The organism is Xanthomonas sp. SI, assembly GCF_014236855.1.
In the GTDB taxonomy this organism is placed as follows: Bacteria; Pseudomonadota; Gammaproteobacteria; order Xanthomonadales; family Xanthomonadaceae; genus Xanthomonas_A.
Genome location: NZ_CP051261.1, coordinates 4958011 through 4981508 on the forward strand (window position 1 = coordinate 4958011; position 23498 = coordinate 4981508).

General features: G+C 69.7%; 22 protein-coding genes. 9 read left to right on the top strand and 13 right to left on the bottom strand.

Features of this window, described 5'->3' with window-relative positions:
- Window positions 1-13: 13 nt before the first annotated feature.
- From HEP75_RS21105 to xanC, 6 genes are read right to left on the bottom strand one after another with little or no spacing between them, the layout of a single operon-like run.
- Window positions 14-661 carry a LolA-related protein gene (locus HEP75_RS21105; protein ID WP_345776770.1) on the bottom strand — a complete coding sequence of 216 codons (648 nt, stop codon included), beginning with the start codon at window positions 659-661 and terminating at the stop codon, window positions 14-16.
- Window positions 585-1559 carry an acyltransferase gene (locus HEP75_RS21110; RefSeq protein ID WP_185824833.1) on the bottom strand — a complete coding sequence of 325 codons (975 nt, stop codon included), beginning with the start codon at window positions 1557-1559 and terminating at the stop codon, window positions 585-587. The genes HEP75_RS21105 and HEP75_RS21110 overlap by 77 nt, the downstream gene beginning before the upstream one ends.
- Window positions 1556-1843: a hypothetical protein gene (locus HEP75_RS21115; protein WP_185824834.1), complete on the bottom strand. Its 288-nt coding sequence runs from the start codon at window positions 1841-1843 to the stop codon at window positions 1556-1558. The genes HEP75_RS21110 and HEP75_RS21115 overlap by 4 nt, the downstream gene beginning before the upstream one ends.
- Window positions 1844-1855: 12 nt before the next feature.
- Window positions 1856-2605 carry a lysophospholipid acyltransferase family protein gene (locus tag HEP75_RS21120; RefSeq protein WP_185826690.1) on the bottom strand — a complete coding sequence of 250 codons (750 nt, stop codon included), beginning with the start codon at window positions 2603-2605 and terminating at the stop codon, window positions 1856-1858.
- Window positions 2606-2659: 54 nt separating this feature from the next.
- On the bottom strand, window positions 2660-3391 hold the full coding sequence (locus HEP75_RS21125; RefSeq protein WP_185824835.1) for a ketosynthase: 732 nt from the start codon (window positions 3389-3391) through the stop codon (window positions 2660-2662).
- On the bottom strand, window positions 3366-3635 hold the full coding sequence (gene xanC / locus HEP75_RS21130; protein WP_003470209.1) for a xanthomonadin biosynthesis acyl carrier protein XanC: 270 nt from the start codon (window positions 3633-3635) through the stop codon (window positions 3366-3368). The genes HEP75_RS21125 and xanC overlap by 26 nt, the downstream gene beginning before the upstream one ends.
- 129 nt (window positions 3636-3764) lie before the next feature.
- On the opposite strand from xanC, the gene HEP75_RS21135 reads away from it, so the two are divergent.
- The 3 genes from HEP75_RS21135 (at window position 3765) to HEP75_RS21145 (ending at window position 6866) form a co-directional block, all read left to right on the top strand.
- Window positions 3765-5132 carry an NAD(P)/FAD-dependent oxidoreductase gene (locus HEP75_RS21135; protein WP_255423930.1) on the top strand — a complete coding sequence of 456 codons (1368 nt, stop codon included), beginning with the start codon at window positions 3765-3767 and terminating at the stop codon, window positions 5130-5132.
- The gene (locus tag HEP75_RS21140; RefSeq protein ID WP_185824836.1) at window positions 5129-6139 is read left to right on the top strand and encodes a pteridine-dependent deoxygenase; all 1011 of its coding nucleotides are present in this window, start codon (window positions 5129-5131) and stop codon (window positions 6137-6139) included. The genes HEP75_RS21135 and HEP75_RS21140 overlap by 4 nt, the downstream gene beginning before the upstream one ends.
- A gap of 193 nt (window positions 6140-6332) precedes the next feature.
- Window positions 6333-6866, top strand: coding sequence for an AAA family ATPase (locus HEP75_RS21145; RefSeq protein ID WP_185824837.1), 534 nt, complete (start codon window positions 6333-6335; stop codon window positions 6864-6866).
- Between the two features lie 196 nt (window positions 6867-7062).
- On the opposite strand, the gene HEP75_RS21150 is transcribed toward HEP75_RS21145, so the two are convergent.
- The 3 genes from HEP75_RS21150 to HEP75_RS21160 form a co-directional block, all read right to left on the bottom strand.
- Window positions 7063-8424 carry an AMP-binding protein gene (locus HEP75_RS21150; RefSeq protein WP_185814464.1) on the bottom strand — a complete coding sequence of 454 codons (1362 nt, stop codon included), beginning with the start codon at window positions 8422-8424 and terminating at the stop codon, window positions 7063-7065.
- 136 nt (window positions 8425-8560) lie between these two features.
- Window positions 8561-9577, bottom strand: coding sequence for a cytochrome d ubiquinol oxidase subunit II (gene cydB, locus HEP75_RS21155; RefSeq protein WP_185814465.1), 1017 nt, complete (start codon window positions 9575-9577; stop codon window positions 8561-8563).
- Entirely contained in the window at window positions 9577-10977 is a 1401-nt protein-coding gene (locus tag HEP75_RS21160; protein ID WP_185824838.1) for a cytochrome ubiquinol oxidase subunit I, read from the bottom strand. The genes cydB and HEP75_RS21160 overlap by 1 nt, the downstream gene beginning before the upstream one ends.
- Window positions 10978-11220: 243 nt before the next feature.
- On the opposite strand from HEP75_RS21160, the gene HEP75_RS21165 reads away from it, so the two are divergent.
- From HEP75_RS21165 to HEP75_RS21185, 5 genes are all read left to right on the top strand, one after another.
- Complete coding sequence (locus tag HEP75_RS21165) at window positions 11221-13602, top strand: S9 family peptidase (protein ID WP_185824839.1); 2382 nt, start codon at window positions 11221-11223, stop codon at window positions 13600-13602.
- 224 nt (window positions 13603-13826) lie between these two features.
- Window positions 13827-14390: a hypothetical protein gene (locus tag HEP75_RS21170; RefSeq protein ID WP_185824840.1), complete on the top strand. Its 564-nt coding sequence runs from the start codon at window positions 13827-13829 to the stop codon at window positions 14388-14390.
- Between the two features lie 42 nt (window positions 14391-14432).
- Entirely contained in the window at window positions 14433-15440 is a 1008-nt protein-coding gene (locus tag HEP75_RS21175) for a hypothetical protein (RefSeq protein ID WP_185824841.1), read from the top strand.
- Between the two features lie 288 nt (window positions 15441-15728).
- Window positions 15729-16628 (top strand): oxygen-dependent coproporphyrinogen oxidase, encoded by a 900-nt coding sequence (gene hemF, locus HEP75_RS21180; protein WP_185824842.1) that lies wholly within the window; start codon window positions 15729-15731, stop codon window positions 16626-16628.
- The gene (locus tag HEP75_RS21185; protein WP_185814471.1) at window positions 16625-16894 is read left to right on the top strand and encodes a DUF2164 domain-containing protein; all 270 of its coding nucleotides are present in this window, start codon (window positions 16625-16627) and stop codon (window positions 16892-16894) included. Before hemF ends, HEP75_RS21185 begins: the two co-directional genes overlap by 4 nt.
- Window positions 16895-16998: 104 nt before the next feature.
- Here HEP75_RS21185 and HEP75_RS21190 read toward each other — a convergent pair whose 3' ends face one another.
- The gene (locus tag HEP75_RS21190) at window positions 16999-17478 is read right to left on the bottom strand and encodes a YetF domain-containing protein (RefSeq protein WP_185824843.1); all 480 of its coding nucleotides are present in this window, start codon (window positions 17476-17478) and stop codon (window positions 16999-17001) included.
- A gap of 724 nt (window positions 17479-18202) precedes the next feature.
- Window positions 18203-20971: a DNA polymerase I gene (polA, locus tag HEP75_RS21195; protein ID WP_185824844.1), complete on the bottom strand. Its 2769-nt coding sequence runs from the start codon at window positions 20969-20971 to the stop codon at window positions 18203-18205.
- A 616-nt stretch (window positions 20972-21587) separates the two neighbouring features.
- Between polA and HEP75_RS21200 the strand changes: the two genes are divergently transcribed.
- Complete coding sequence (locus HEP75_RS21200; protein WP_145703958.1) at window positions 21588-21875, top strand: DUF2782 domain-containing protein; 288 nt, start codon at window positions 21588-21590, stop codon at window positions 21873-21875.
- A 134-nt stretch (window positions 21876-22009) separates the two neighbouring features.
- Here the strand turns inward: HEP75_RS21200 and HEP75_RS21205 are convergent, their stop codons facing one another.
- Both HEP75_RS21205 and HEP75_RS21210 read right to left on the bottom strand, forming a co-directional pair.
- Window positions 22010-22405 carry a hypothetical protein gene (locus HEP75_RS21205; RefSeq protein ID WP_255423931.1) on the bottom strand — a complete coding sequence of 132 codons (396 nt, stop codon included), beginning with the start codon at window positions 22403-22405 and terminating at the stop codon, window positions 22010-22012.
- Between the two features lie 42 nt (window positions 22406-22447).
- The gene (locus tag HEP75_RS21210; protein WP_185824845.1) at window positions 22448-23494 is read right to left on the bottom strand and encodes a hypothetical protein; all 1047 of its coding nucleotides are present in this window, start codon (window positions 23492-23494) and stop codon (window positions 22448-22450) included.
- Between the last annotated feature and the right edge of the window lie 4 nt (window positions 23495-23498).

Sequence of the window (23498 nt, forward strand, 5' to 3'; positions counted from 1 at the left end):
ATGCGGGCCGACATCAGCGCGCGTCGCCGTGGCACAGCGCGGTCAGCGCCTCGGTCTCGGCCAGGCTGGCCGCGTCGCGCGCGGCGCCGGCCAGCAGGGTGCGCTGCACGTCGCCCTTGGCCGGGGTGGTCTCGATGCAGCGCAGCTCGGCGCCGCGGCCGTACAGGCGCAGGCTGCGCACCTGCGCGGCCAGCGCCGGATCCTTGGGCTGCAGCTGCAACTGCCAGCGTTCGCGGGTGCCGCTGCTGCTCAGCGTGTAGTGCTGCTGCAACTGCGCGCGGTCGCCGGACAGCAGCGCGCCGAAGCCGTTCTGCAGGCCCGCCAGTTCCGGCACCCGCGCCAGCGAGAAACGCCGCGGCGCCTTGCCGGCCCGCTCCAGCGTCGCTTCGCCGCCGCGCAAGGTGGTGGTCTCGCGGTACGGCGCGGTGACTTCGCGCACCAGCGTGTCGCTGTCCGGGCGCCGGTACTGGCCCTGCACGCGCAGCGGCGCCTTCAGCAGCGCCGAGCCGCGCAGTTCGACGAAATCGGTGCTGACCGGGACCGGCCGCGCCAGCTTCTGCAGGATCCAGCCGGGGTCGAGCGGCTCAGGCGATGCGGCGCATAGCGGTGCGGCGCTGCACAGCAGTATCAGCATCCACGGCAAGGTGCGGCGCATCGGCATGGCGGTTGTTCCAGAAATCGTAGAAGTTGAACCAGTTGTACGGCGCGGAGCGCGTGTAATGTTCCAGCCTGGCGGCGTAATCGCGGATGAGCGCGGCCAACGCCGGCGCGCGCTGCCGGCGCGGCAGGTCCAGGCCTTCGCTGAAGGTCTCGAACACCAGCTGGTAGCGGTTGCCGCCGCGGTACAGGCCGAACGCCAGCACCACCGGCACCTTCAGCGCCGCGGCGATCAGCCACGGCGAGGTCGGGAACATCGCGCCCTGGCCGATGAACGCGGCCGGCAGCGCCGGGTCTTCCGGGCGCGGCCGGTCCACCAGCAGCGCGACCAGCGCGCCTTCGTCGGTGGCCTGCTTGATCGCCATGACGATCGAAGTGCTGTCCATGCCGGCATCGATGATGTTGGCCGCCAGCTGCGGGTTCAGCGCGCCCAGCAGTTCGGTCATCGCCGGGTTGTGGGCCTTGTCCAGCACCACCTTGACCTGCACGTCGGGGCGTTCGGTGGCCAGCACCCGCAGCGCGTCGAAGCTGCCCAGGTGCGAGCCGAAGATCAGCACGCCGCGGCCGCGGTCCATCTGCGCATGCAGTTGCTCCAGGCCCTGGATGTCGACCCGGAAGCGGTGCATCTGCCCGCACAGCATGAACACCCGGTCCAGGATGGTCGAGGCGAAGGTGTGGATGTGCCGGGCCACGTCCAGCAGCGTGGCCGGGCGGCCGAACACGCGGCCCAGGTAGTCGCGCGAGTCGCGCCGCTCCGGGCCGCGCACCAGCAGGAAATACAGGGTGATCGGATACAGCAGCAGGCGCCCTAGCGCGCGGCCGCCGTAGCGGGCGATGCTGCGGATCAGCCACAGCGCGAAACGGCCGCCACCCTCGGGGCGGTGTTTCCAGCTGGCGCTCATGGAGCCGCCTCGGCGACCAGATCGCCGCTGACCAGCAGGTCCTCGCCGCGGCGCACGCGGAAGCGCCAGCGCGGCGCGGCGCCGTCCAGTTCCACCCGCGCCGGCTGCCCGGGCAGCAGCGGCTGCAGGAACTTCACCTGCGGCAGGCGCAGCGGCCCGCACGCGCCGTGCGCGGCCTCCACGGCCTGCAGCACGTGGCCAAGCACCACTACGCCGGGCACGACCGGGTGGCCCGGGAAATGCCCCGGCAGGCTGGGATGATCATGCGGTACGACGAAATCCATAAGGCTGGCGACTCATATCCTGGGTTCGAGCATGGCACGGACGGCCTGGTGCGCGCGCTGGGTCAGCTGTTGCCGGTCCAGCGCGCCGTCGGCGCCGTTCACGTTGATCGGCGTGCCGATCCGCACCCGGATCACGCCGGGCCGCACCCGGAACAGGCTGGTCGACGGCAGCACCTTGCCCGCTCCGTCCAACGCCACCGGCACCACGTCCACGCCAGCATCGATAGCGGCCTGCAGTAGCCCGGCCTTGAATTCGGCCAGTTCGCCGTTGCGGCTGCGGGTGCCTTCCGGGAACAGGCACAGGTCCTGGCCCTGGCGCAGCAAGGCCGCGGCCTGGCGCCGGACCATGGCGCCGGCGCGGCGGCTGTCGCGGTCCAGGAACAGCATGCCGGTGGCGCGCGCATACCAGCTCACGAACGGCACCTGCAGCATTTCGTCCTTGAGCAGGAAGCGCAGCGGCACCGGCAGCGCCGCGAACAGCGCGCAGATGTCGATGATCGACTGGTGGTTGCTGACGAACAGGTGGTTGCGCGACCAGTCCACCCGCTCCTGGCCCTCCACTTCGAAGCGCACGCCGGCGCCGAAGAACAGCACCGGCGCCCACACCCGCGCGCCCATGCGCAGCGGCAGCCGCGGCCCGGCCAGCAGCAACATGCCCAGCGCCACGACGATGCCCACCCCGGTAAAGCTCAGGGTGAACAGCAGTTGCAAGGTATTCCACACGGCCCAGGCCATGCGCGACGGCATCCCTGCCTGCGGCATCTTCAGTTTGTCCTTGATGATCTGCACAAGCCTCTGCATCCCCCGATGCGCGCGTCAGCGCAATAGATCGCGCCAAAAAACCGGCCCCAGCCGCGCCAGCTGGTGCAGGAAGTCAGGCAGATTACGGTAGGGACGCTGCGGAAACCAGCGCCCGCGCAGGAAGTACTCGCCGACGAAGAAGCCGCCGATGACGCCGTAGCCCAGCAGATTGGCGATCAGCGAGGCGCGCGCATCGCCGATCGGCAGCGGCGAAGCCTGCCCCAGCTGCGCCAGCACCCCGCTGGGCACGGCGCACAGCGCCAGCAACAGGTTCAGCAAGGTCATGGCCGCCAGCAGCAGCGCCCAGGCCAGGGTCAGCCGGCGCGTATAGCGCAGCTGCTCGGGGGTCAGCGGCAAGCCGGCCTGGCGGTACAGCGCCTCGACGATGAGCGAGATCAGCGGCGTGCGCCCGCGCTGCAGGCTGCGCCCGAAGAACCAGGCCACCCAGGCGGTGAACAGCACCGGCGGCGCGGCCAGCAGCAGCAGCGCGTGCGGCGAGCGCCACAACGGCAGCAGCGCGGCCAGCGCCAGCAGCGCCAACGCCCAGGCCCACGGCCGCAGCCGCGCCATCGGCTCCACCAGCACCATCAGCACCAGCGCCGCGCCGGCCAGGACGGCCAGATCGGAACGGTGCGCGGCGTTGGCCCAGTGCGCCAGCGGCGAATACGCCAGCGCCAGCAACACCCCCAGCGCCAGCGCCCACGGCGCGGCGGCGGCCGGCTCAGCTGGTCTTGTTGGCTTCGACATGCGCCGACAGTGCGCGCAGCGAGGCGAAGATGCGGCGGTTCTCGTCGTTGTCCGAGCGCAGCTGGAAGCCGTAGCGCTTGCTGATCGCCAGCGCCAGTTCCAGCGCGTCGATCGAGTCCAGTCCCAGCCCGGTATTGAACAGCGGCGCCTCCGGATCGATGTCGCCGGGCTGCACGTCTTCCAGGTTCAGGCTCTCGACCAGCAGCTCGGCCAGTTCACGTTCGGCGGCGGTTTGCGAAGACATCCAGGGGCTTCCAGGCGGTGAGGACAGGTGCGACAAGATGGTGCATCGGGCGCAGCGACGCAACTGTCCGACCCTGGCAGGCAAGCTATCATGACCCTCGTCTTACATGTCAGCCGCAGGTTTTTCAGGATGAATTCCACCGCTCCCGCCCGCGCGCCCGCGCCCTCGCCCGCCACGCCGCAGGCCGCCGCGGCGGAAACGCCCGATGTGCTGGTGATCGGCGGCGGCCCGGCCGGCTGCGCCGCGGCGACCCTGCTGGCGCAACAGGGCTGGCAGGTGACCCTGCTGGAGAAGGACCACCATCCGCGCTTCCATATCGGCGAATCGCTGCTGCCGATGAACATCCCGATCCTGCAGCGGCTGGGCGTGCTCGAGCAGGTGCGCGCGATCGGCGTGCTCAAGCTCGGCGCCGATTTCCCCAACGACAGCGGCGGCTACAACACCTTCCGCTTCGCCAAGGCGCTGGACGCGCAGTCCGACTACGCGTTCCAGGTGCCGCGCGCCGACTTCGACCGGGTGCTGTTCGCCCACGCCCGCGCCGCTGGTGCCGATCTGCGCGAAGGCGTCAAGGTCGAGACCGTGCAGTTGGACGGCGCGCAGCCGCTGGTGCAGGCGCGCAGCGCCGACGGCGTGCACAGCTTCCGTCCGCGCTACCTGATCGACGCCAGCGGCCGCGACACCTTCCTCGGCAACAAGCTCAAGCTCAAGCGCGCCAACGCCCAGCACCAGTCGGCGGCGTTGTTCAGCCATTTCCGCGGCGTGGCGCGGCGCCCCGGCGAGGACGCCGGCAACATCAGCATCTACCGCCATCCGCATGGCTGGATGTGGCTGATTCCGCTGCCCGACGACGTGATGAGCGTCGGCGCGGTGTGCTACCCGGAATACATGAAGACCCGCCAGGGCGACAGCGAGGCGTTCCTGATTCGCACCCTGGCGCTGAACCCGGACGTGGTCGAGCGCATGGCCGGCGCGCAACGCGTGGCGCCGGTGCACGCCACCGGCAACTACGCCTACGAGTGCACGCGCATGAGTGGGCCGCGCTGGCTGATGCTCGGCGACGCCTATGCCTTCGTCGATCCGATGTTCTCCTCCGGCGTGTACCTGGCCATGCACAGCGCCGAGCGCGGCGCGGCGATGGTGGATGCGGCGCTGCGCGATCCGGCGCGCGAAGCGCGGCTGCAGCGCGGCCTGGAGAAACACCTGCGCCGCGGCTTGGACGAATTCAAGTGGTTCATCTACCGCTTCACCTCGCCGACCATGCGCGAACTGTTCGCGCAGCCGCGCAACGTGCTGCAGGTGGAACAAGCGATCGTGGCGATGCTGGCCGGCGATGTCTTCGACAACCGCGCGGTGCTGCGCCGGCTGCGCGTGTTCCGCGCGATCTACGCCATGTCCGCAGCGGCGATGCTGCCGCGCGCCTGGCGGTCCTGGCGCCAGCGACGCCGCCAGGCACGCGAACAGTTCCACGGCGACACCTTGCATGGAGACAACTCATGAGCCGGCCGCACCCGCAGTTCCCGTCCCACGCGCAGCGCCACCCGCAGCTGCAGGTGGACTACGTCGCCGAGACCGATCCGGGCGCGCTGCTGCGCGACGAACGGGTGCTGGCGGTGTTCGGCTTCGGCAACGGCGCGCCGCACCACGACGACCCGCGCTACCTGCGCGTGCCGCTGCAGCCGCACGGCCCGCGCATGCTCGAGGTCTGGCGCACCGACGCGCCGGTCAGCAGCGGCCGCGACGGCGACATCGCCTGGGCCAGCGACGGGCGCCTGCAGTTCGGCGTGATCGAGATCGACGAGCAGACGCTGGAGATCGAAGAAGCCTCGCGCCTGGCCTACGCGCAGATCACCGCCTTCGTCGGCCGCAGCGCCACGCCGCGCCTGCTGCGCATCTGGAACTACCTCGACGCGATCACCCTGGGCAGCGGCGACCGCGAGCGCTACCGCCAGTTCTGCGTCGGCCGCGCGCGCGGCCTGGGCGATTTCGACGCCAGCCAGCTGCCGGCCGCCACCGCGGTCGGCCGTTGCGACGACGCGCGGGTGATGCAGATCTACTGGCTGGCCGCCGCGCAGGCCGGCACGCCGCTGGAGAACCCGCGCCAGGTCAGCGCCTATCGCTACCCGCGCCAGTACGGCCCGCAATCGCCGAGTTTCGCCCGCGCAATGCTGCCGCCGGCCGGCAGCGACATGCCGCTGCTGCTGTCCGGCACCGCCAGCGTGGTCGGCCACGCCTCGATGCACACCGGCCAGCTGCTGGCGCAGCTGGAGGAAACCTTCGCCAACTTCGACGCGCTGCTGGGCGCCGCACGCATCCATGCCCCCGACCTGCCGGCGCAGTTCGGCGACGGCACCCGGCTCAAGGTGTACGTGCGCGAAGCGGCCGACCTGCCGCTGGTCGCCGCCGCGCTGGACGCCCGCTTCGGCGAGCGCGTGCCGCGCCTGCTGCTGCACGCGGTGATCTGCCGCAACGAACTGGCGGTGGAGATCGATGGCGTGCATGGTTGAGCATGCGTGCGGCTGAGGGTATCCGCCTGCCGTCATGGCGGCGGTAGCGCCTGCTCGACGAGGCGTCGAACAACGCAAGATGTTCGGTAGCGGCGGCTGCCCGATTCGGTGCTCGCATGCGCGCACCGCCCCCCCCGAGTAGCGTCGCCAGATAATCGGCGGCACCCGATCCAGACCTGTGCACTGGCATTCCATGTCCGACATTCGCCGCAAGATCGTGATCGTTTCCGGCGCGCCTGGCGCAGGAAAAACCACCTTGGCGATGCCGCTTGCCAAACGGCTCGGCTTTCCGCTGTTCTGCAAGGATGTCATCAAGGAAACGCTGACCGACAGCCTCGGCGACAGCGGCGGCGATCTGGCCGCGTCACGCCGTCTCGGCGGCGCGGCGATGGAACTGCTCTGGTCGCTGGCGCGCCACGCGCCGCAAGCGGTGCTGGAAGCAAACTTCCGGCCGCGCAGCGCGTACGAACGCGAAAAACTGACCAGCCTGGACGCGGTCATCGTCGAAGTTCACTGCGACTGCGGTCCCGACGAAACCGCCCGGCGTTTTCGGGATCGCGCGGCGGCCAGCGCACATCACGCCGCGCATCCGCTGAAAGAACTGCCGCCGGACATGCTTGCGGAGTACGCCGGACCGGTTGGACTAGGGACGGTGGTCGCGGTGGATACGCGCGTGCCGGTGGACCTGGAGCGCCTCGTGGCGCAGGTAGTGAGCGCTTTATCCTGAAGAGCGGCGGCTGGTCCATTCGGCGTTGAGGCCGGGCCGAGTGCCAAAGGCAGTGACGACCGCCGGGGCGTGCGAGATGCGTGCCGTATCCACTTACCCGTCGGGACAAGCAGCGAATTTCCCGGCCAATGCAGCGCCGTACTACGCAGATGCGACAGTCACCGGAAGCACCACGGCGTCCGGTGCCCCCCGACCCTCAGCCCTCGCGCTCCCCCGCCAACAACGCCAGCAACCGATCGCGCGGCAGTTTGCCGGTTTCGTTGCGCGGCAAGGCGTCGAGCTTGCGCAGGCGGCGCGGCAGGAAGACCGGGTCCAGTTCGCGGCGCAATGCGGCCAGGATCGCGGCTTCGTCCAGGGTCGGCGCGACCACCACGGCGGCGATACGGCCGACCGCCTGGCCGGGTTCGGGTTCCAGCTGCAGCATCGCGCCGTCGACCACGCCCGGCACACCCAGCAGGCGCCGGGTCAGGTCGGCCAGCGAGGCGCGCTTGCCGGCGATCTCCAGCAGGTCGGCCTGGCGGCCGCGGACCTGGAAACGGCCGTCGGCGTCCACGTCCATCAGGTCGGCCAGCAGCACCGGCTGCGGCAGGTGCGGCGCGTGCACCAGGGTGCCATCCGGTTGCGGTGCCACGCGCACGCCGGGCAGCGGCGTCCACTGCGCTTCGCAGGCGGTGCGGCGGCTGGCGAACACGCAGGTTTCGGTGGAGCCGAACATCTCGCGCACCTGCCCGCCGAAGCGTGCCTCGGCAGCCGCGGCCAGTTCCTGCGCCAGGGGCGCGGTGGCCGAGACGATGCCGGCCAGCGGCGGCAGGGCGACACCGGATTCGACCAGCGCGCGCAGATGCACCGGCGTGGTCACCAGCAGCCGCGGCGCCGGCACCTGCGCCAGCGCGCGCGCCACGTCCTCGGGGAAGAACGGCCGCCCGGCATGTACCGCCAGAGGCGTCACCAGCGGCAACAGGATCGACAGCTCCATGCCGTACATGTGCTGCGGCGGCACCGTCGCCACCACCTGCGGTACCGCGTCCGCCTCCCACAATCCGACCAGCGCCAGCAGATCCTGGCGGGTGCTGGTCAGGAAACTGCCCCAGGTCTTGGGGTTGGGTTTCGGCGTGCCGGTGCTGCCGGAGGTGAAGCCGATCGCGACGAGCGCATCGTCCGCCAGTTGCGGCATGTCGCCGTCCAGGCTCGGCAACGGCTCGGGCAGCTGCCAGTAGCGCGGCGGCGGTTCGGCCAGTTCCAGGTCGCCCAGGCAATAGCTGTCTGCATGGCTGCGCTGCACTTCGGCGACCACCGCCGGCGCGCGCGAGGACGGCAGCAGCGAGGTCTGCCCGCGCAGCGCGACCGCGCAGAACGCGACCATGAAGCGGTAGCGGTCCTCGCACAGGTTCAGCGCATGCCGGCCCGGCGGCAGCACCGCGGCCAGGCCGCGCACGTGGCCGAGGAAGGTGGCCAGATCGATGTGCTGGCCGCCGGCATAGGCCAGCGGACGGTGCAGGTCGCCGACGGCAAGAGGATGCAGCAGCGGCGGGGAAACGGCGGACGAAGCGACAGGCATGCGTGGCGAAGGCTCGGCGGGCGACAGGCCCGCAACGGGCAGCGCGAATCGGTAGCTTGGCCGCCACCGCCGCCGCTGGCAAGCCGGCGCCGCCGCGCACGCGATCGCGGCAAGCGGCGCGCCGGTGCCGCCGGACTCAGTGGTGGTAGCCGCTGTCGGCGGTGATCTTGCCGCGGAACACCCGGTACGACCATGCGGTATAGCCCAGGATCACCGGCAGCAACACCACCAGCCCGGCCAGCACGAAGCCCTGCGAGGACGGCGGCGAGGCCGCTTCCCAGATGGTCAGCCCCGGCGGCACGATGTTCGGCCAGATGCCCAGCACCAGGCCGAAGAACCCGAGCACGAAGAAACACAGGGTCAGCAGGAACGGGCGCGCATCGCGGCCCTGCGCCATCGCCGCGCGCCACAGCGCGAACGCGTTGACCAGCACCAGCAGCGGCACCGGCGACAGCCACCAGAAATTGCCGCCGTGGAACCAGCGCGCCATGATCCGCGAGTCCAGGAACGGCAGCCAGGCGCTGACCAGGCCCATGAACACCACCACCACCAGCACCAGCGGCCGGGTCAGCGAACGCGCGATGCGCTGCATCGGCCCCTCGGTCTTCAGGATCAACCAGCTGCCGCCGAGCAGCGCATAGCCGAACACCACCGCCGCGCCGGTCAGCATCGAGAACGGGCTGAACCAGCCCAGCACGCCGCCCAGATACTTGCCGCCCTGCAGCGGCATGCCCTCGACCAGCGCGCCGAGAATCACGCCCTGCCAGAACGCCGCGCACAGCGAGCCGGCGGCGAACGCCCAGCCCCACAGGTACTTGGAAGTGTGCGCCTTGAAGCGGAACTCGAACGCCACGCCGCGGAACACCAGCGCGATCAGCATCATCAGCACCGGCAGGTACAGCGCCGACAGGATCAGCGCATAGGCCTTGGGGAACGCCGCCAGCAGGCCGGCACCGCCGAGCACCAGCCAGGTCTCGTTGCCGTCCCAGATCGGCGCGGCGGTGTTCATCATCAGATCGAGCTGGTCCTCGTCCTCGGCGAACGGGGCGAGGATGCCCAGGCCGAGCACGAAGCCGTCCAGCAGCACGTACATCAGCACGCCGAATCCGATCACCCCGAACCAGATCACCGGCAGCACGGTGGCCATGTCCATCAGCGCGTCTCCTCGAGATCGTCGTCGGCCGCCGAGATCGGCCGCGCCGGGGTCTTGTCGCCATCCTGCAATTGCGGTTCGGGCTCGTGCGGCAGCGGCCCCTTGCGCAGCATCTTCAGGATGTACCAGCCGCCGAAGCCGAACACGAAGGCATACGCGGCCACGTACACGCCCAGCGACACCCACACCATCGCCGGGCTGATCGCGCTGACCGCATCACGGGTGCGCAGCAGGCCGTAGATCACGTACGGCTGGCGCCCGATCTCGGTGACGAACCAGCCGGCCAGCAAGGCCACGAACCCGGCCGGCAGCATCGCGTTCCAGGCCACGTGCAGCCAGCGTCGCCGCAACAGCGTGCCGCGCCACCAAAAGAACAGCGACACGAAGGCCAGCAGGAGCATCGCCATGCCCAATCCGACCATGACCCGGAACGCGTAGAACACCGGCTTCACCGGCGGCCGCTCGTCGGCCGGCACCGAGGTCAGCGGCGCGATCTCGCCGTCCAGGGTATGGGTCAGGATCAGGCTGCCCACGCGCGGGATCTTGACCTCGTAGTCGTTGCGCTCTGCTTTCTCGTTGGGCACCGCGAACAGCACCAGCGGCACGCCGGCGCCGGGCGCCTCGCCATGCCAGTGCGCCTCCATCGCCGCCACCTTCATCGGCTGGTGCTCGAGCGTGTTCAGGCCATGCGCGTCGCCGGCGGCGATCTGCAGCGGCACCGCGATCGCGGCGAACGCCACCGCCAGCTTCAGCATCCGCCCCGCCACCTCCACGTGCACGCCGCGGCGCAGGTACCAGCCGCTGACCCCGCCGATCACGAAGCAGGTGGTGATGAACGAGGCCAGCACCATGTGCGTCAACCGGTACGGGAACGACGGATTGAAGATCACCTCGCGCCAGCTGGCCGGCTGGAACACGCCATCGACGATGGCGTAGCCGGCCGGCGTGTGCAGCCAGCTGTTGGCCGACAGGATCCAGAACGTGGAGATCAGCGTACCCAGCGCGACCAGGCAGGTGGACAGGAAATGCAGCTTCTCCGGCACCTTGCGCCAGCCGAACAGCATCACCCCGAGGAACGAGGCCTCCAGGAAGAACGCGGTCAGCACCTCGTAGCTGAGCAGCGGGCCGAGGATGTTGCCGGCGCGCTCGCTGAGCACCGACCAGTTGGTGCCGAACTGGAAGCTCATCACGATGCCGCTGACCACGCCCATGCCGAACGACACCGCGAAGATCTTAAGCCAGAAGAAATACAGATCGCGCCACAGCGTGTCGCGGGTGCGCAGCCAGCGCCATTCCAGGAACGCCAGCCAGCTCGACAGGCCGATGGTGAAAGCCGGGAACAACACGTGGAAACTGATGACGAATCCGAACTGGATGCGCGAGAGCAGCACTGCGTCCATGGGACGTTCGCTCGAGAAACCGTAACTGAGCGTCATTGTTAGCCCCCGGTCGTGAAATTGCGTGTGACGGGTTGTCGCAGGGGGCGGGATTCGGGATTGGGGATTCGGGATTGGCAAAAGCGAAAAGCCGCTGCGAATCCCCAATCCCGAATCCCCAATCCCGGCCCCTCCATGACCAACGGCGCAGTCGCAAAAGCGTCGCGGCTGCTACCCTCCCCGCTTGCCCGTTCGTCCGGAATCCAGATGCGTCGCGTAACCCTGTGCGTTGTGTTGCTGTCCCTGTCCTGCCTGGCGCCGCTGGCCGTCGCGCAGGACGCCGCTGCCCCGTTGACGATCGAGCAGGCGATGGCCGATCCGGACTGGATCGGACCGCCGGTCGAGGCGGCCTGGTGGGCCTGGGACGGGCGCCAGGTGCAGTACCAGCTCAAGCGCGCCGGCAGCCCGGTGCGCGACACCTACCGCCAGGGCGTCGACGGCGCCGCCGCGCAGCGCGTCGAGGACACCCAGCGCAGCACGCTGGATGCGGCAGATCCGGTCTACGACGCGACGCGCCAGCGCATGCTGTTCGTGCGCAACGGCGACGTGTTCCTGCGCGACCTGCGCAGCGGCGCGCTGACCCAGCTGACCCGCAGCAACGAGGCCGCCTCGCGCCCGCAGTTCACCAGCGACGGCGGTGCGCTGTGGCGGGTCGGCAACGACTGGTACCGCTGGAGCGCCGGCGGCGGCACGCTGCAGGCGGCGGTGCTCAAGGCCGAGCGCGATCCCGATGCCGCGCCCAAGCCCGATGCGCTGCGCGAGCAGCAACTGCGCACCCTGGAAACCCTGGCCCGCGACCGCGCGCAGCGCGAGCTGGCACGGCAGCAGGAACAGGCCTGGCGCCGCGCCGACGGCAGCCGCGCGCCGGCGCCGGTGTACCTGGGCGAGGACGTGGCCATCGACGACAGCGCGCTGTCGCCGGACGGCCGCCACCTGCTGGTGGTCACCCACGCCAAGGGCGGCGACGAAGGCCGCGACGGCAAGATGCCCAAGTACGTGACCGAATCGGGCTACGAGGAATTCCAGGAAGCGCGCACCCGCGTCGGCCGCAACCCGCCGCTGGCGCAGACCCTGTGGCTGGTGGACGTGGTCGCCGGCAGCGCGCGCAAGCTCGACGTAGCCGGCCTGCCCGGCATCGCCACCGATCCGCTGGCGGCACTGCGCGAGGCGGCCAAGCAGGAACCGCTGAAGGGGCCGCGCGCGATCCGCGTGGAGACCGACGGCGACGGCGCCGGTCCGGCGCTGCACTGGAGCGCCGACGGCCGCAATGTCGCGATGATGCTGCGCGCGGTCGACAACAAGGACCGCTGGATCGCCAGCGTCGATCTGGACAAGGCCACCCTGCTCAACCGCCACCGCCTCACCGACGCGGCCTGGATCGGCTGGAGCTTCAACGACTTCGGCTGGCTGCCGGACAACCAGACGCTGTGGCTGCTGTCCGAGCAATCCGGCTATGCGCACCTGTACACCCAGCGCGGCACCGACAAGCCGCGGCAGCGCACCTCGGGCAAATGGGAAGTCTCCGCGCCGGTCGCCACGGCCGACGGCCAGGGCTTCCTGTTCCTGTGCAACCGCAAGTGGCCGGGCGACTACGAAGTATGCAAGCTCGACCTGCGCGACGACCGCGTCAGCGAACTGACCGCGCTCGACGGCGTGGAAGACTTCGCGCTGTCGCCAGACGGCCAGCAGCTGCTGGTGCGCTATTCGGGCAGCTACCTGCCGCCGCAACTGGCGGTCGTGCCGGTGGCCGGCGGCAACGCGCGCACCCTCACCGACACGCGCAGCGCCGCGTTCAAGGCGCGCGCCTGGATCCAGCCGCAGTACGTGCAGGTGCCGTCCAAGCATGGCGCCGGCGTGGTCTGGGGCAAGTACTACGGCCCGCAGCATCCCGAACCCGGCAAGCGCTACCCGATCGTGATGTTCGTGCATGGCGCCGGCTACCTGCAGAACGTGTCGGCGCGCTACACCCCCTACTTCCGCGAGCAGATGTTCCACAACCTGCTGGTGCAGAAGGGCTACGTGGTGCTCGACCTGGACTACCGCGCCAGCGCCGGCTACGGCCGCGACTGGCGCACCGCGATCTACCGCAACATGGGCCATCCGGAACTGGAGGATTACCTGGACGGCCTGGACTGGCTGGTCGCCGACAAGCAGGGCGACCGCGACCGCGCCGGCATCTACGGCGGCTCCTATGGCGGCTTCATGACCTACATGGCGCTGTTCCGCAGCCCCGGCACGTTCAAGGCCGGCGCCGCGCTGCGCCCGGTCGGCGACTGGACCCAGTACAACCACGAGTACACCGCCAACATCCTCAACACCCCGGAACTGGACCCGGAGGCCTACCGCACCTCCTCGCCGATCGAATACGCCGCCGGCCTACGCGACCACCTGCTGATCGCCCACGGCATGATCGACGACAACGTGTTCTTCCGCGATTCGGTGAGCATGAGCCAGAAGCTGATCGAGCTGCACAAGGACAACTGGGAGATCGCGCCGTACCCGCTGGAAAAGCATGGCTTCACCCGCGCCGATTCGTGGCTGGACGAATACAAGCGGGTGCTGAAGCTGTTCGAGCAGCAGTTGAAGTAGAGCTGCCTGCGGCAAATGGTCGCGGCTGAAGCCGCTCCTACAGGGGTTTCCTGCGAACCGCAGGGTCTGTTGTGGGGGCGACTGCGGTCGCGACGGGCGAAGCGCCGGCTTCCTGGTAGTCGATGGGCGAAGAGGCGCAGTTCGCTTGCGCCGGCAGCAACCGGCCCTATCCTTGCCGGACGCTTCGCGGCCCCCTCATGCCGCCACCCATCGAAGGACCGCCGATGCCACCCCCGCCGCTGCCCGCCGCACGCAACCCGATGATCGACACGATGGCGAAGATCTCGCTGGTGGTCGGCGTGGTCTGGCTGCTGTACGCGCTGGGCCAGCTGGCGGTGCTGGCGCTGCTGCCCGATGGCGCTCTGCAAGAAGTGGTCGTGCGCATCGGCATCGCGCTGCCGGCGCTGTGGCAATGGTGCCTGGACCATCTGTTCGCGCTGTCGCTGCTGTCGGCGTTGCTGGCGCTGCTGTTCAGCGCCTCCGCATGGGGACTGCAGCAACGGCGCGAATGGGCACGGCTGAGCTTCGTCGCCTTCCTGGTCATCACCGGCCTGGCCAACTTCGCCAGCCTGCCGCTGCTGTGGCAATTTTTCGGCGCGATGCGCCAGATGCTGCCCGAGGCGATGCTGCATAGCGCCGACGGCGCGCAGTTGCTTGGCCAGCTGCAGAGCGGACGCATGATCAGCATGGCCACCGCCACGGTGACCGCGCTGGTCTTCGCCGCGCTGCACGGCTGGATCGTCTACCAGTTGTACCGGCCGGCGATCCGCGCCGAATTCCGCAGCTGACCTCACCCGCCGGCACCGCGCCGGCTTCGAAAAGGACTTCCGATGACATCGCATTGCCCCAGCCGCCGCTTCCTGGCCGGCGCCACCCTGTCCGCCCTGGCCTGGTTCGGCATCGCCGCCTGCGCCGACGCCGCGCCCGTCGCCCCCGTCTGCGGCCTGTACGTGGACGGCGCACAGAACGCGCTGTATCTGGAAAGCGCCGACAGCGCGCGGCTGGAGCCCGAGCAGGACACGCCACGGCGCTTCCATCTGCAGCGCGAGGGCAACGCCTTGCAGCTGTTCGATCTGGCCAGCGGCCGCAGCGAGCGCTACACGCTGTCGGCGGACGCCGCCGAGATCCGCGCAGCGGACGGCACCGTCTACCGCCGCGGCAGCAGCGCCACCTGCGCAGCGTCCGCCCCGGCGCCGACATCGGCGATCGCGCAGTGCCGCGCGGACCTGCCGGCCTGCGCGCAGCGGCTGGCGCAAGGCGACCGGGCACAGGCCGCGGAACTGTGCGGGCCGCAGCTGCCGTTCGCCTGCGGCGCGCTGCTCGATCCCGCAGCGGCGGCGACCGACGCGCCCACCCAGGCCAACGCCGCAATGCAGCCCGAAGCCGTGTGCCAGCGCAGCGCCTCCCCGCAGATCTGCACTGCGGCGGCGGAACGGCAGTGGGACGCCGGCCAGTTCCTGCGGGCCAAGGCGCTGCTGGAACAGGCCTGCGCCCTGTCCGATCCGGTGGCCTGCGGCCGCACCACGGCACTGGAAGACGTGGACGCGGCGCTGCTGCAGTCGCCGCCGGCCACGCGGCTGCCATGCGGCCGCTTCGTCGCCCCCATCGGCGACGGAATCAGCCTGCAGTTCGGTGCCGATGGCAGCGTGCGCAGCGGCGAGGGCGAGGTCATGGAAGCGCGCCTGGAAGATGGCCAGGTCGCGCTGCGCCAGCAGGATGGACAGCAATGGCGGCTGCGTCCGCTCGGCGCGAAGCAGCTGCTCGGCCTGGATCGCGCGCACCGCTTCATGGTGTTCTTCGGCGACGAAGCCGGCCACTGCGGTGCCGCGGCGCGGTAACGGCGCGGTAACGGCGCAATCAGCCGGCCACGGGGCCGCAGCGCAGCGCTTGCTGTCACTGTCCGACAGTGACTCCCGTCTCCCCACGGGGGAAGGCGCCCCGAAAGGGCGGATGGGGTGCGGGCGAAGCTCCTCCGGCAACCCGGCGCCGCGCGCGGCATCCTGGCAATGCCGGTCGGGTTAACAGGCCCTGGCGATCGGCACGCAATAATGTGCGCCGCGCCGCTGCCTGCCGCCCAGCGCAGGCGGCCCGCCCCCCTCCCCGCCGCCTGACTGCCTACCGCCACCATGACCGAGTTCGACCGAGTACGCGATTACCTGACCGGGCTGCAGGACCGCATCTGCGCCGCCATCGAGGCCGCCGACGGCCAGGCCCGCTTCGCCGAAGACCTGTGGCAGCGAGCGGAAGGCGGCGGCGGGCGCACCCGCATCCTGCGCGACGGCGCGCTGTTCGAGCAGGCCGGGATCGGCTTCTCCGACGTGTCCGGCACGCGCCTGCCGCCCTCGGCAAGCGCCAACCGCCCGGAACTGGCCGGCGCCTCGTGGCGCGCCACCGGCGTGTCGCTGGTGTTCCACCCGCACAGCCCCTACCTGCCCACCACCCACGCCAACGTGCGCTTCTTCCGCGCCGAGCGCGACGGCCAGACCGTGGCCTGGTGGTTCGGCGGCGGCTTCGACCTGACCCCGTACTACCCGTTCGACGAGGACGTGCGCCACTGGCACCGCACCGCGCAGGCGCTGTGCGCGCCGTTCGGCGAGGACCGCTATGCCGCGCACAAGCGCTGGTGCGACGAGTACTTCTTCCTCAAGCACCGCAACGAGACCCGCGGCGTGGGCGGGCTGTTCTTCGACGACCTGCACGCCGACTTCGAGCGCGACTTCGCCTACCAGCGCGCGGTCGGCGATGGTTTCCTGGACGCCTACCTGCCGATCCTCGAGCGCCGCCGCGCGCTGCCGTGGGGCGAACGCGAACGCGAGTTCCAGCTGTACCGGCGCGGGCGCTACGTCGAGTTCAACCTGGTCTACGACCGCGGCACCCTGTTCGGCCTGCAGAGCGGCGGCCGCAGCGAGAGCATCCTGATGAGCCTGCCGCCGCGGGTGCGCTGGGAATACGGCTTCCAGCCCGAACCGGACAGCGCCGAGGCGCGCCTGGCCGAGTACCTGGTGCCGCGCGACTGGCTGGCATGAGCCGCGCGCCGTTGCCGTCTGGCGTACTGGGGCGCGAGGACAAGGCGCGCATCGCCGAGCAGCTGCAGCGCTACCTGCGCGAGGAACTGCAGCAGCAGATCGGCAGCTTCGAGGCCGAATTCCTGCTCGATTTCGTCGCCGAGCGCATCGGCGCGCAGTTCTACAATCGCGGCCTGCAGGATGCGCGCGCGCAGCTGGCCACCCAGTGGGACGCGCTGGACGACGCGCTGTATCAACTGGAACAACCGACCGAGACGCGCCGCTAATCGCAGTGACGCCGCCCCCTGTAGGAGCGGCTTCAGCCGCGACCGGGCGTTACCGGGAAAGCCCCGGTCGCGGCTGAAGCCGCTCCTACAGGGGTTTACAGGGATCAACCATCCTTGGCGGTCAGGATCGTGATGTGGCCGTTGGTCTCCAGCAGCGCCAGGCGCACGTTGTCCAGGCCCGGGCAGCCCTGCTGGCGCATCGCCGCCTCGAAATCGGCGTTGCTGACCAGTTCGCGGCGCAGCACCTGGCGGAACACATGGCCGTCGCGCGCCAGCACCACCGGCTCGCCTTCGATCAGCCGCTCGGCGCGGTCGCTGCGCGAGGTGATCAGGCCGACCCCGAAGTTCAGCGCGATCAGCGTCGCCGCCAGCAACAGGCCGCCGCCGAGCGAGGTGTCCTGGCCCAGCAGGGCGTTCTGCACCGCATTGCCGAGCAGCACGATCAGCAGCATGTCGAACGGTGTCAATTGCCCCATCGCGCGCTTGCCCGATACCCGCACCATGGTCAGTACCGCCACATACACCACCACCGCGCGGAAAATGAATTCCCACCACGGCATCGACAGATGAAAAAGATCGGGCATCGCGCGGCTCGCAGATAAGGTGGTTGCACCCCGGCGTATGCCGGCGGCGATGGCGCTGAACTGGATTTTTTCGCAGGCAATAAAAAGCCCCGCGGACCAGGGGGAGGTCGGCGGGGCCAGGGAACGGAGACTTGGGGAGGAGTCGCCGTTCCTAGATCTGCTCCAGGGGATGGGAGGAGATCCGCGACAGGTATTGCGCCTGTCGAGGGATATAAAACCATTTTGCACCTTGCTAGTTCGTGAAGATTTTAGTTAAAAATTCATCGAATTAAGGACCGATTCATTCACGAAATCCAGCGCAACGCAGGGTTCCAGAAACAACTGCTTTTTATAGGATGGATCCGTGCACAAGAACGCGGCGGACGCGCGTTTGTGATGCGGAGTGGATCCCGAAACTGTGCGCTGTTCGCCGGTCTGGCGCATGGATGCGCCAAAACCGGTGCGATGCGATCCAATCCGCCACGCGAGCAACGACAGGAGCAGCGCGTAGACAGTTGCGCCGCGACGCTCCCCGCGCGGCCCATCGCCAAGCCGCGCGGTTTCGAATAAAGGCGTTCAGGCGTGCCGCAACATCACGAGCGCGACCCGGTCACCACTCCGCCGCCTGCGAATCAGGCCGCCCATGGCGACGCGCGCCCATCCCTGCTCACCACACCCAGACCCGGCCGCTGGCCGGCCCGGGCTTTCCCATTCCCGATTCTCGATTCCCCATTCCCCGCCCCAACTAATGCGCCTCGTCCCAGTTGTCGCCGACGCCGCTGTCCACCACCAGCGGCACCTTCAGTTCGGCGGCGCCGGCCATCAGCCGGGTCACCTCGGGCAGCAGGGTGTCGACGAAGTCGGCATCGGCCTCGAACACCAGTTCGTCGTGCACCTGCAGGATCATCAGCGCGCGCTCGCGGTGCTGTTCCAGCCAGGCGTCCACGGTGACCATGGCGCGCTTGATGATGTCCGCGGCGGTGCCCTGCATCGGCGCGTTGATCGCCGCGCGCTCGGCGCCGGCGCGCAGGCCCTGCTGCTTGGCGTTGATGTCGTTCAGGTACAGGCGGCGGCCGAACAGGGTCTCCACGTAGCCCTGGGTGCGCGCCTGCTCGCGCATGCGCTCCATGAAGTCGCGCACCGCCGGGTAGCGGCTGAAGTACAGCGCCACGTAGTCCTGCGCCTCGCCGCGGCCGATGCCCAGGTTGCGGGCCAGGCCGAACGCGCTCATGCCGTACATCAGGCCGAAGTTGATCGCCTTGGCGGCGCGGCGCTCGTTGTTGGTGACGTCCTCGAGCTTGCGTCCGAACACCTCGGCGGCGGTGGCGCGGTGCACGTCCACGCCGGCGCCGAAGGCGCGCAGCAGGCCCGGGTCCTCGGACAGGTGGGCCATGATCCGCAGTTCGATCTGCGAGTAATCGCAGGCGATCAGCTTGCGTCCCGACGGGGCGACGAAGGCGCGGCGGATACGGCGGCCGTCGTCGGTGCGGATCGGGATGTTCTGCAGGTTCGGATCGGCCGAGGACAGCCGCCCGGTGGCGGCGCCGGCCTGGTGGTAGCTGGTGTGCACGCGGCCGGTGTCAGGATTGATCATCTCCGGCAGCTTGTCGGTGTAGGTGCTGCGCAGCTTGGCCAGGCCGCGGTATTCCAGGATCACCCGCGGCAGTTCGTGCTGGTCGGCGATCGCCTCCAGCGCCTCTTCGTTGGTGCTGGGCTGGCCCTTGGGGGTCTTCATCAGCGCCGGCAGCTTCAGTTCGTCGAACAGCACCGCCTGCAGCTGCTTGGGCGAATCCAGGTTGAAGGTGCGCCCAGCCAGCGCGGTGGCCTTCTGCTGCGCGGCGAGCATGCGCTGGCTCAGGTCCTGGCTCTGCCTGCGCAGTTCGGCCATGTCCACACTGACGCCGTTGGCCTCGATCCGTGCCAGCACCGGCACCAGCGGCATTTCGATCTCGCGGTAGACCTTGGCCAGCGCCGGCTCGGCGTCCAACTGCGCGGACAGCGCGCGGTGCAGGCGCAGGGTGATGTCGGCGTCCTCGGCGGCGTAGCCGGTGGCGTCGTCGATGGCCACCTGCGAGAACGCGATCTGCTTGGCGCCCTTGCCGGCCACGTCCTCGTACTTGACCGTGTCGTAGCCCAGGTAGCGCCGCGCCAGCGAATCCATGTCGTGGCGGCTGGCGGTGGAGTTGAGCACGAAGCTCTCCAGCATGGTGTCGTCGGCGTAGCCGCGTACGTCCACGCCGTGGCGGCGCAGCACGTGCAGGTCGTACTTGCCGTGCTGGCCGACCTTGGGCTTGGCCGGGTCTTCCAGCAGGGGCTTCAGCGCCGCCAGCGCCAGGCTCCGGTCCAGTTGCACCGGCGCGCCGGGGTAGTCGTGGCCCAGCGGCAGGTAGTCGGCGCGGCCGGGCTCGATCGCGAAGCTGAGCCCGACCAGGTTGGCGCGCATCGCGTCCAGTGCGTCGGTCTCGCTGTCGAAGGCGAAGCCGTCGGCCGCGCGCAGGCGCTGCAGCAGGTGTTCGAACTGCTCCGGGGTCATGATCGCGGCGTAGTCGCCCTTGGCGGCCAGCGCCGGGTCCAGGGTGTCGTCGATCGGTGCCGCGGCGCGGGCATAGCCGGCGGCGGTGCCGCGCAGGCTGGGGGTGACCTCGGCGGCGCCGGCCGGGGCGGCCACGCCGCCGTCCAGGTCGCGCAGCGCCTGGGTGAAGCCGTAGCGCTGGTACAGGCCGCGCAGCAGGTCCGGCTCCTGCTCGCGCAGGGCCAGCGTGCGCGGGCCGCCGGGCAGCGCCACGTCGGTCTTGATCGTGACCAGTTCGCGGTTCAGCGGCAGCCGCGCCAGCGCCGCGCGCAGGTTTTCGCCGATCTTGCCCTTGATCGCATCGGCATTGGCCATGACCCCGTCCAGCGAGCCGTATTCGGCCAGCCACTTGGCCGCGGTCTTGGGGCCGCATTTGTCCACGCCCGGCACGTTGTCGATGGCGTCGCCCATCAGCGCCAGCAGGTCGACGATCTGGCTCGGCCACACGCCGAACTTCTCCATCACCGCCGCGTCGGAGTCCATGCGGCTGCCGCTCATGGTGTTGACCAGCTGCACGCCGGGGCGCACCAGCTGGGCGAAGTCCTTGTCGCCGGTGGAGATGGTCACGTCCAGGCCGTCGCCGGCGCCCTGCAGGGCCAGGGTGCCGATCACGTCGTCGGCCTCCACCCCGCCCTCGCGCAGGATGGTGATGCCCAGCGCGTGCACGATCTGGCACATCGGCTCGACCTGCGCGCGCAGCTCGTCGGGCATCGGCGGGCGGTTGGCCTTGTACTGTGCGTACAGGTCGTCGCGGAAGGTCTTGCCCGGCGCATCGACCACGAAGGCGACGTACTCGGGACGCTCCTTCAGCGTGGCACGCAGCATGTTGACCACGCCGAACAGCGCGCCGGTGGGCTCGCCGGCGGGGTTGGTCAGCGGGGGAAGCGCGTGGAACGCGCGATACAGGTAACTGGACCCGTCGATCAGGACTAATCGGCTCATCGGGCAATTCTACGCTGGGCGTGGGCCGAGACCGGAGACCAGACCAAGAGCCCCTCTCCCATCGGGAGAGGGGTTGGGGTGAGGGTACGGCGCGAAAGCGTCTCGCGGAGTTTGGGTGCACGAGGCTGCGCCCGGACCCTCATCCGCCCCTGCGGGGCACCTTCTCCCGACGGGAGAAGGGAACAGCCGCTTTAGCCCCTCTCCCACCGGGAGAGGGGTTGGGGTGAGGGTACGGCGCGAAGCGACTCGCGGAGTTTGGCTGCGCGAGGCTTCGCCCGTACCCTCATCCGCCCCTGCGGGGCACCTTCTCCCGATGGGAGAAGGGAGCAGCCTTAGCCCCTCTCCCATCGGGAGAGGGGTTGGGGTGAGGGTACGGCGCGAAGCGTCTCGTGGAGTTTGGATGCGCGAGGCTTCGCCCGTACCCTCATCCGCCCCTCGGGGCACCTTCCCCCGAAAAGGGGGCCATGGTCCCGAGGGGAGAAGGGACAGCCGCTAGCCCCTCTTCCATCAAGAGGGGTTGGGATGAAGCGCTACGCGCGCCCAGCCGTTGCGCGCCGAATACGGCGGCTCGGCGCATAATCCGTGGCGACGACTTTAAGCTGTGGAGAATGCTGCGATGAAAGCCCTGATGCTGGTTCCACTGTTGCTGCTGGCGGGCTGCGCCTCGACCGGGATCGGCCCTGACGGTCCGCCGGTGGACGTCCGCGGCGCGGACGTGACCCACCGCACGATGGACAACGGCGACAGCGTGGACGAATACCGGGTCTCCGGCCAGCTGCGCGCGGTCAAGGTGACCCCGGCCAACGCCCCGGCCTACTACCTGTACGACCAGAACGGCGACGGGCACATGGACGGCAGCAAGGACAATGTGTCGCCGGTGTACTGGAAGCTGTACAGCTGGTGAGGCCGGCGCGCCGGCCTCCAGTCGCCGGCGCACAAGCGCTACCCAGGGCGTGTCATCCATTCCCCTGGCGGCTCGCGCCGCTCCTGCGCATGTGTGGAGCGCCGACACGGCAGCATGTCCGCGTATGACACGCCCTACAGGGTGATCGCGGCGAAGGCCGGGATCGCCGGGAAACCGGCCGGCGCCGCGGCGGTCCCGGCCGTCTTGACCCCGTTGCGGTACCACAGGTAGTACGGATAGATGGTCGCCGCCGGTTTCTGCCCCAGGCCGTGGTCGGCCGAATAGGCGCCGTTGTTGGCGGTGACCTTGACCAGCAGCGGCAGCCGCTGCTTGGTGAACGCCGCATCGCAGACCGCGCAGGGAAACGCGTCCTGCACGATCAGGAACGGCCCGGCCGCCGCCTTCGCCCCAAGCGCGTTGTAGACGCCGATCTCCGAATGCTGCTGCTTGCCCTGGCCGCTGACCGAGCCGGTCGCACCGGATTTCCATTTGCCGTTGGCAACGTAATAGCCTTCCGTGTTGATGGTCATGCACGATCTCCTTGCAGGTTTTGTGGGGGGAGTGGGGACGGCTCAGCCGCGCGCGGCGATCAGCACACGCTTGGTGAACTGCCCGTAGTTGTCCGCATTGACCAGCGCATAGGCCGGATGGAACTGCGCCAGGACCTTGTCCATCGGCTCGGTGCTGCTCTGGTGGGCGAAGGGCGATACCGAATTGCCGAAGTCGGCATGCGCCGGATCGTCGCTGACCCGCGCGCACTGGAAGCTGCCAGCCGCATCGAGGTCCGGGACGTCCACCGCGTTCAGTGCGCCGTGCGCGAACTCGTGCGCCAGGGTGGCGATGGTGTCGTCGGTGCTCTTCTCGTAGTTGCCGCCGCCGAGGAACGCGCGCCCCATCAGCATTTCCACCTTTCCGCTCAGCGACAGTTCGCCCTTGGCGCTCTTGGTCACCAGGTTGCGGCGCACGCAGCCGCCGTAGGTCTCGGCCCAATCCACGCGGTTGCGCACGTCGATGAAGTCCGGCGTGCCTTCGAACGCCAGCACCAGCGCGCGGAAGTTCTCGACCAGCTTCTGCAGGCGCGCGGCGTCGTAGGCGCCGAAGAAATCGAGATAGGTGCGTTCCGGCGGCGGCACCGGGACGGCGGCGAAGCGCTTGAGCCTGGCGGCGTCGAGCACCGCGTCGCGGGCCAGCGTCACCGCCGCCCTGGCGCGCCGCACCGCCTCGTTGATGCGCGCGATTTCCGCGGTGGTCAGCGCCGCCACGCGTTGCGCCGCCGGCAACAGCGTGCCGCCGTGCCTGGCCGGATCGTAGGCGACGAGCCGCCAGCCGACCGCAACCACCTGGGCCGGCGCCGCAGCGGCGGCCGGCGCCGGAGCAGGAACCGCCGATTGGCGGACCACCTCGGCGTTCAACTCGTCGGCCACCGACCGCAACCTCGCGTATTCGGCCGCCTGCGCGGACTTCCATGCGTCGAACTGGGTGCGCACCGCGTTGACGTTGGCACCCTTCACTCCGTTGCCCTGCTTCGCCCAGGCCAGGACGGCGACGTCCACGCGCTTCAGTTCGGCGCTGCGCGGCTGCAGGCGCGCCTTGAGTTCCCATTCGCTGACGATGCTCATGCTG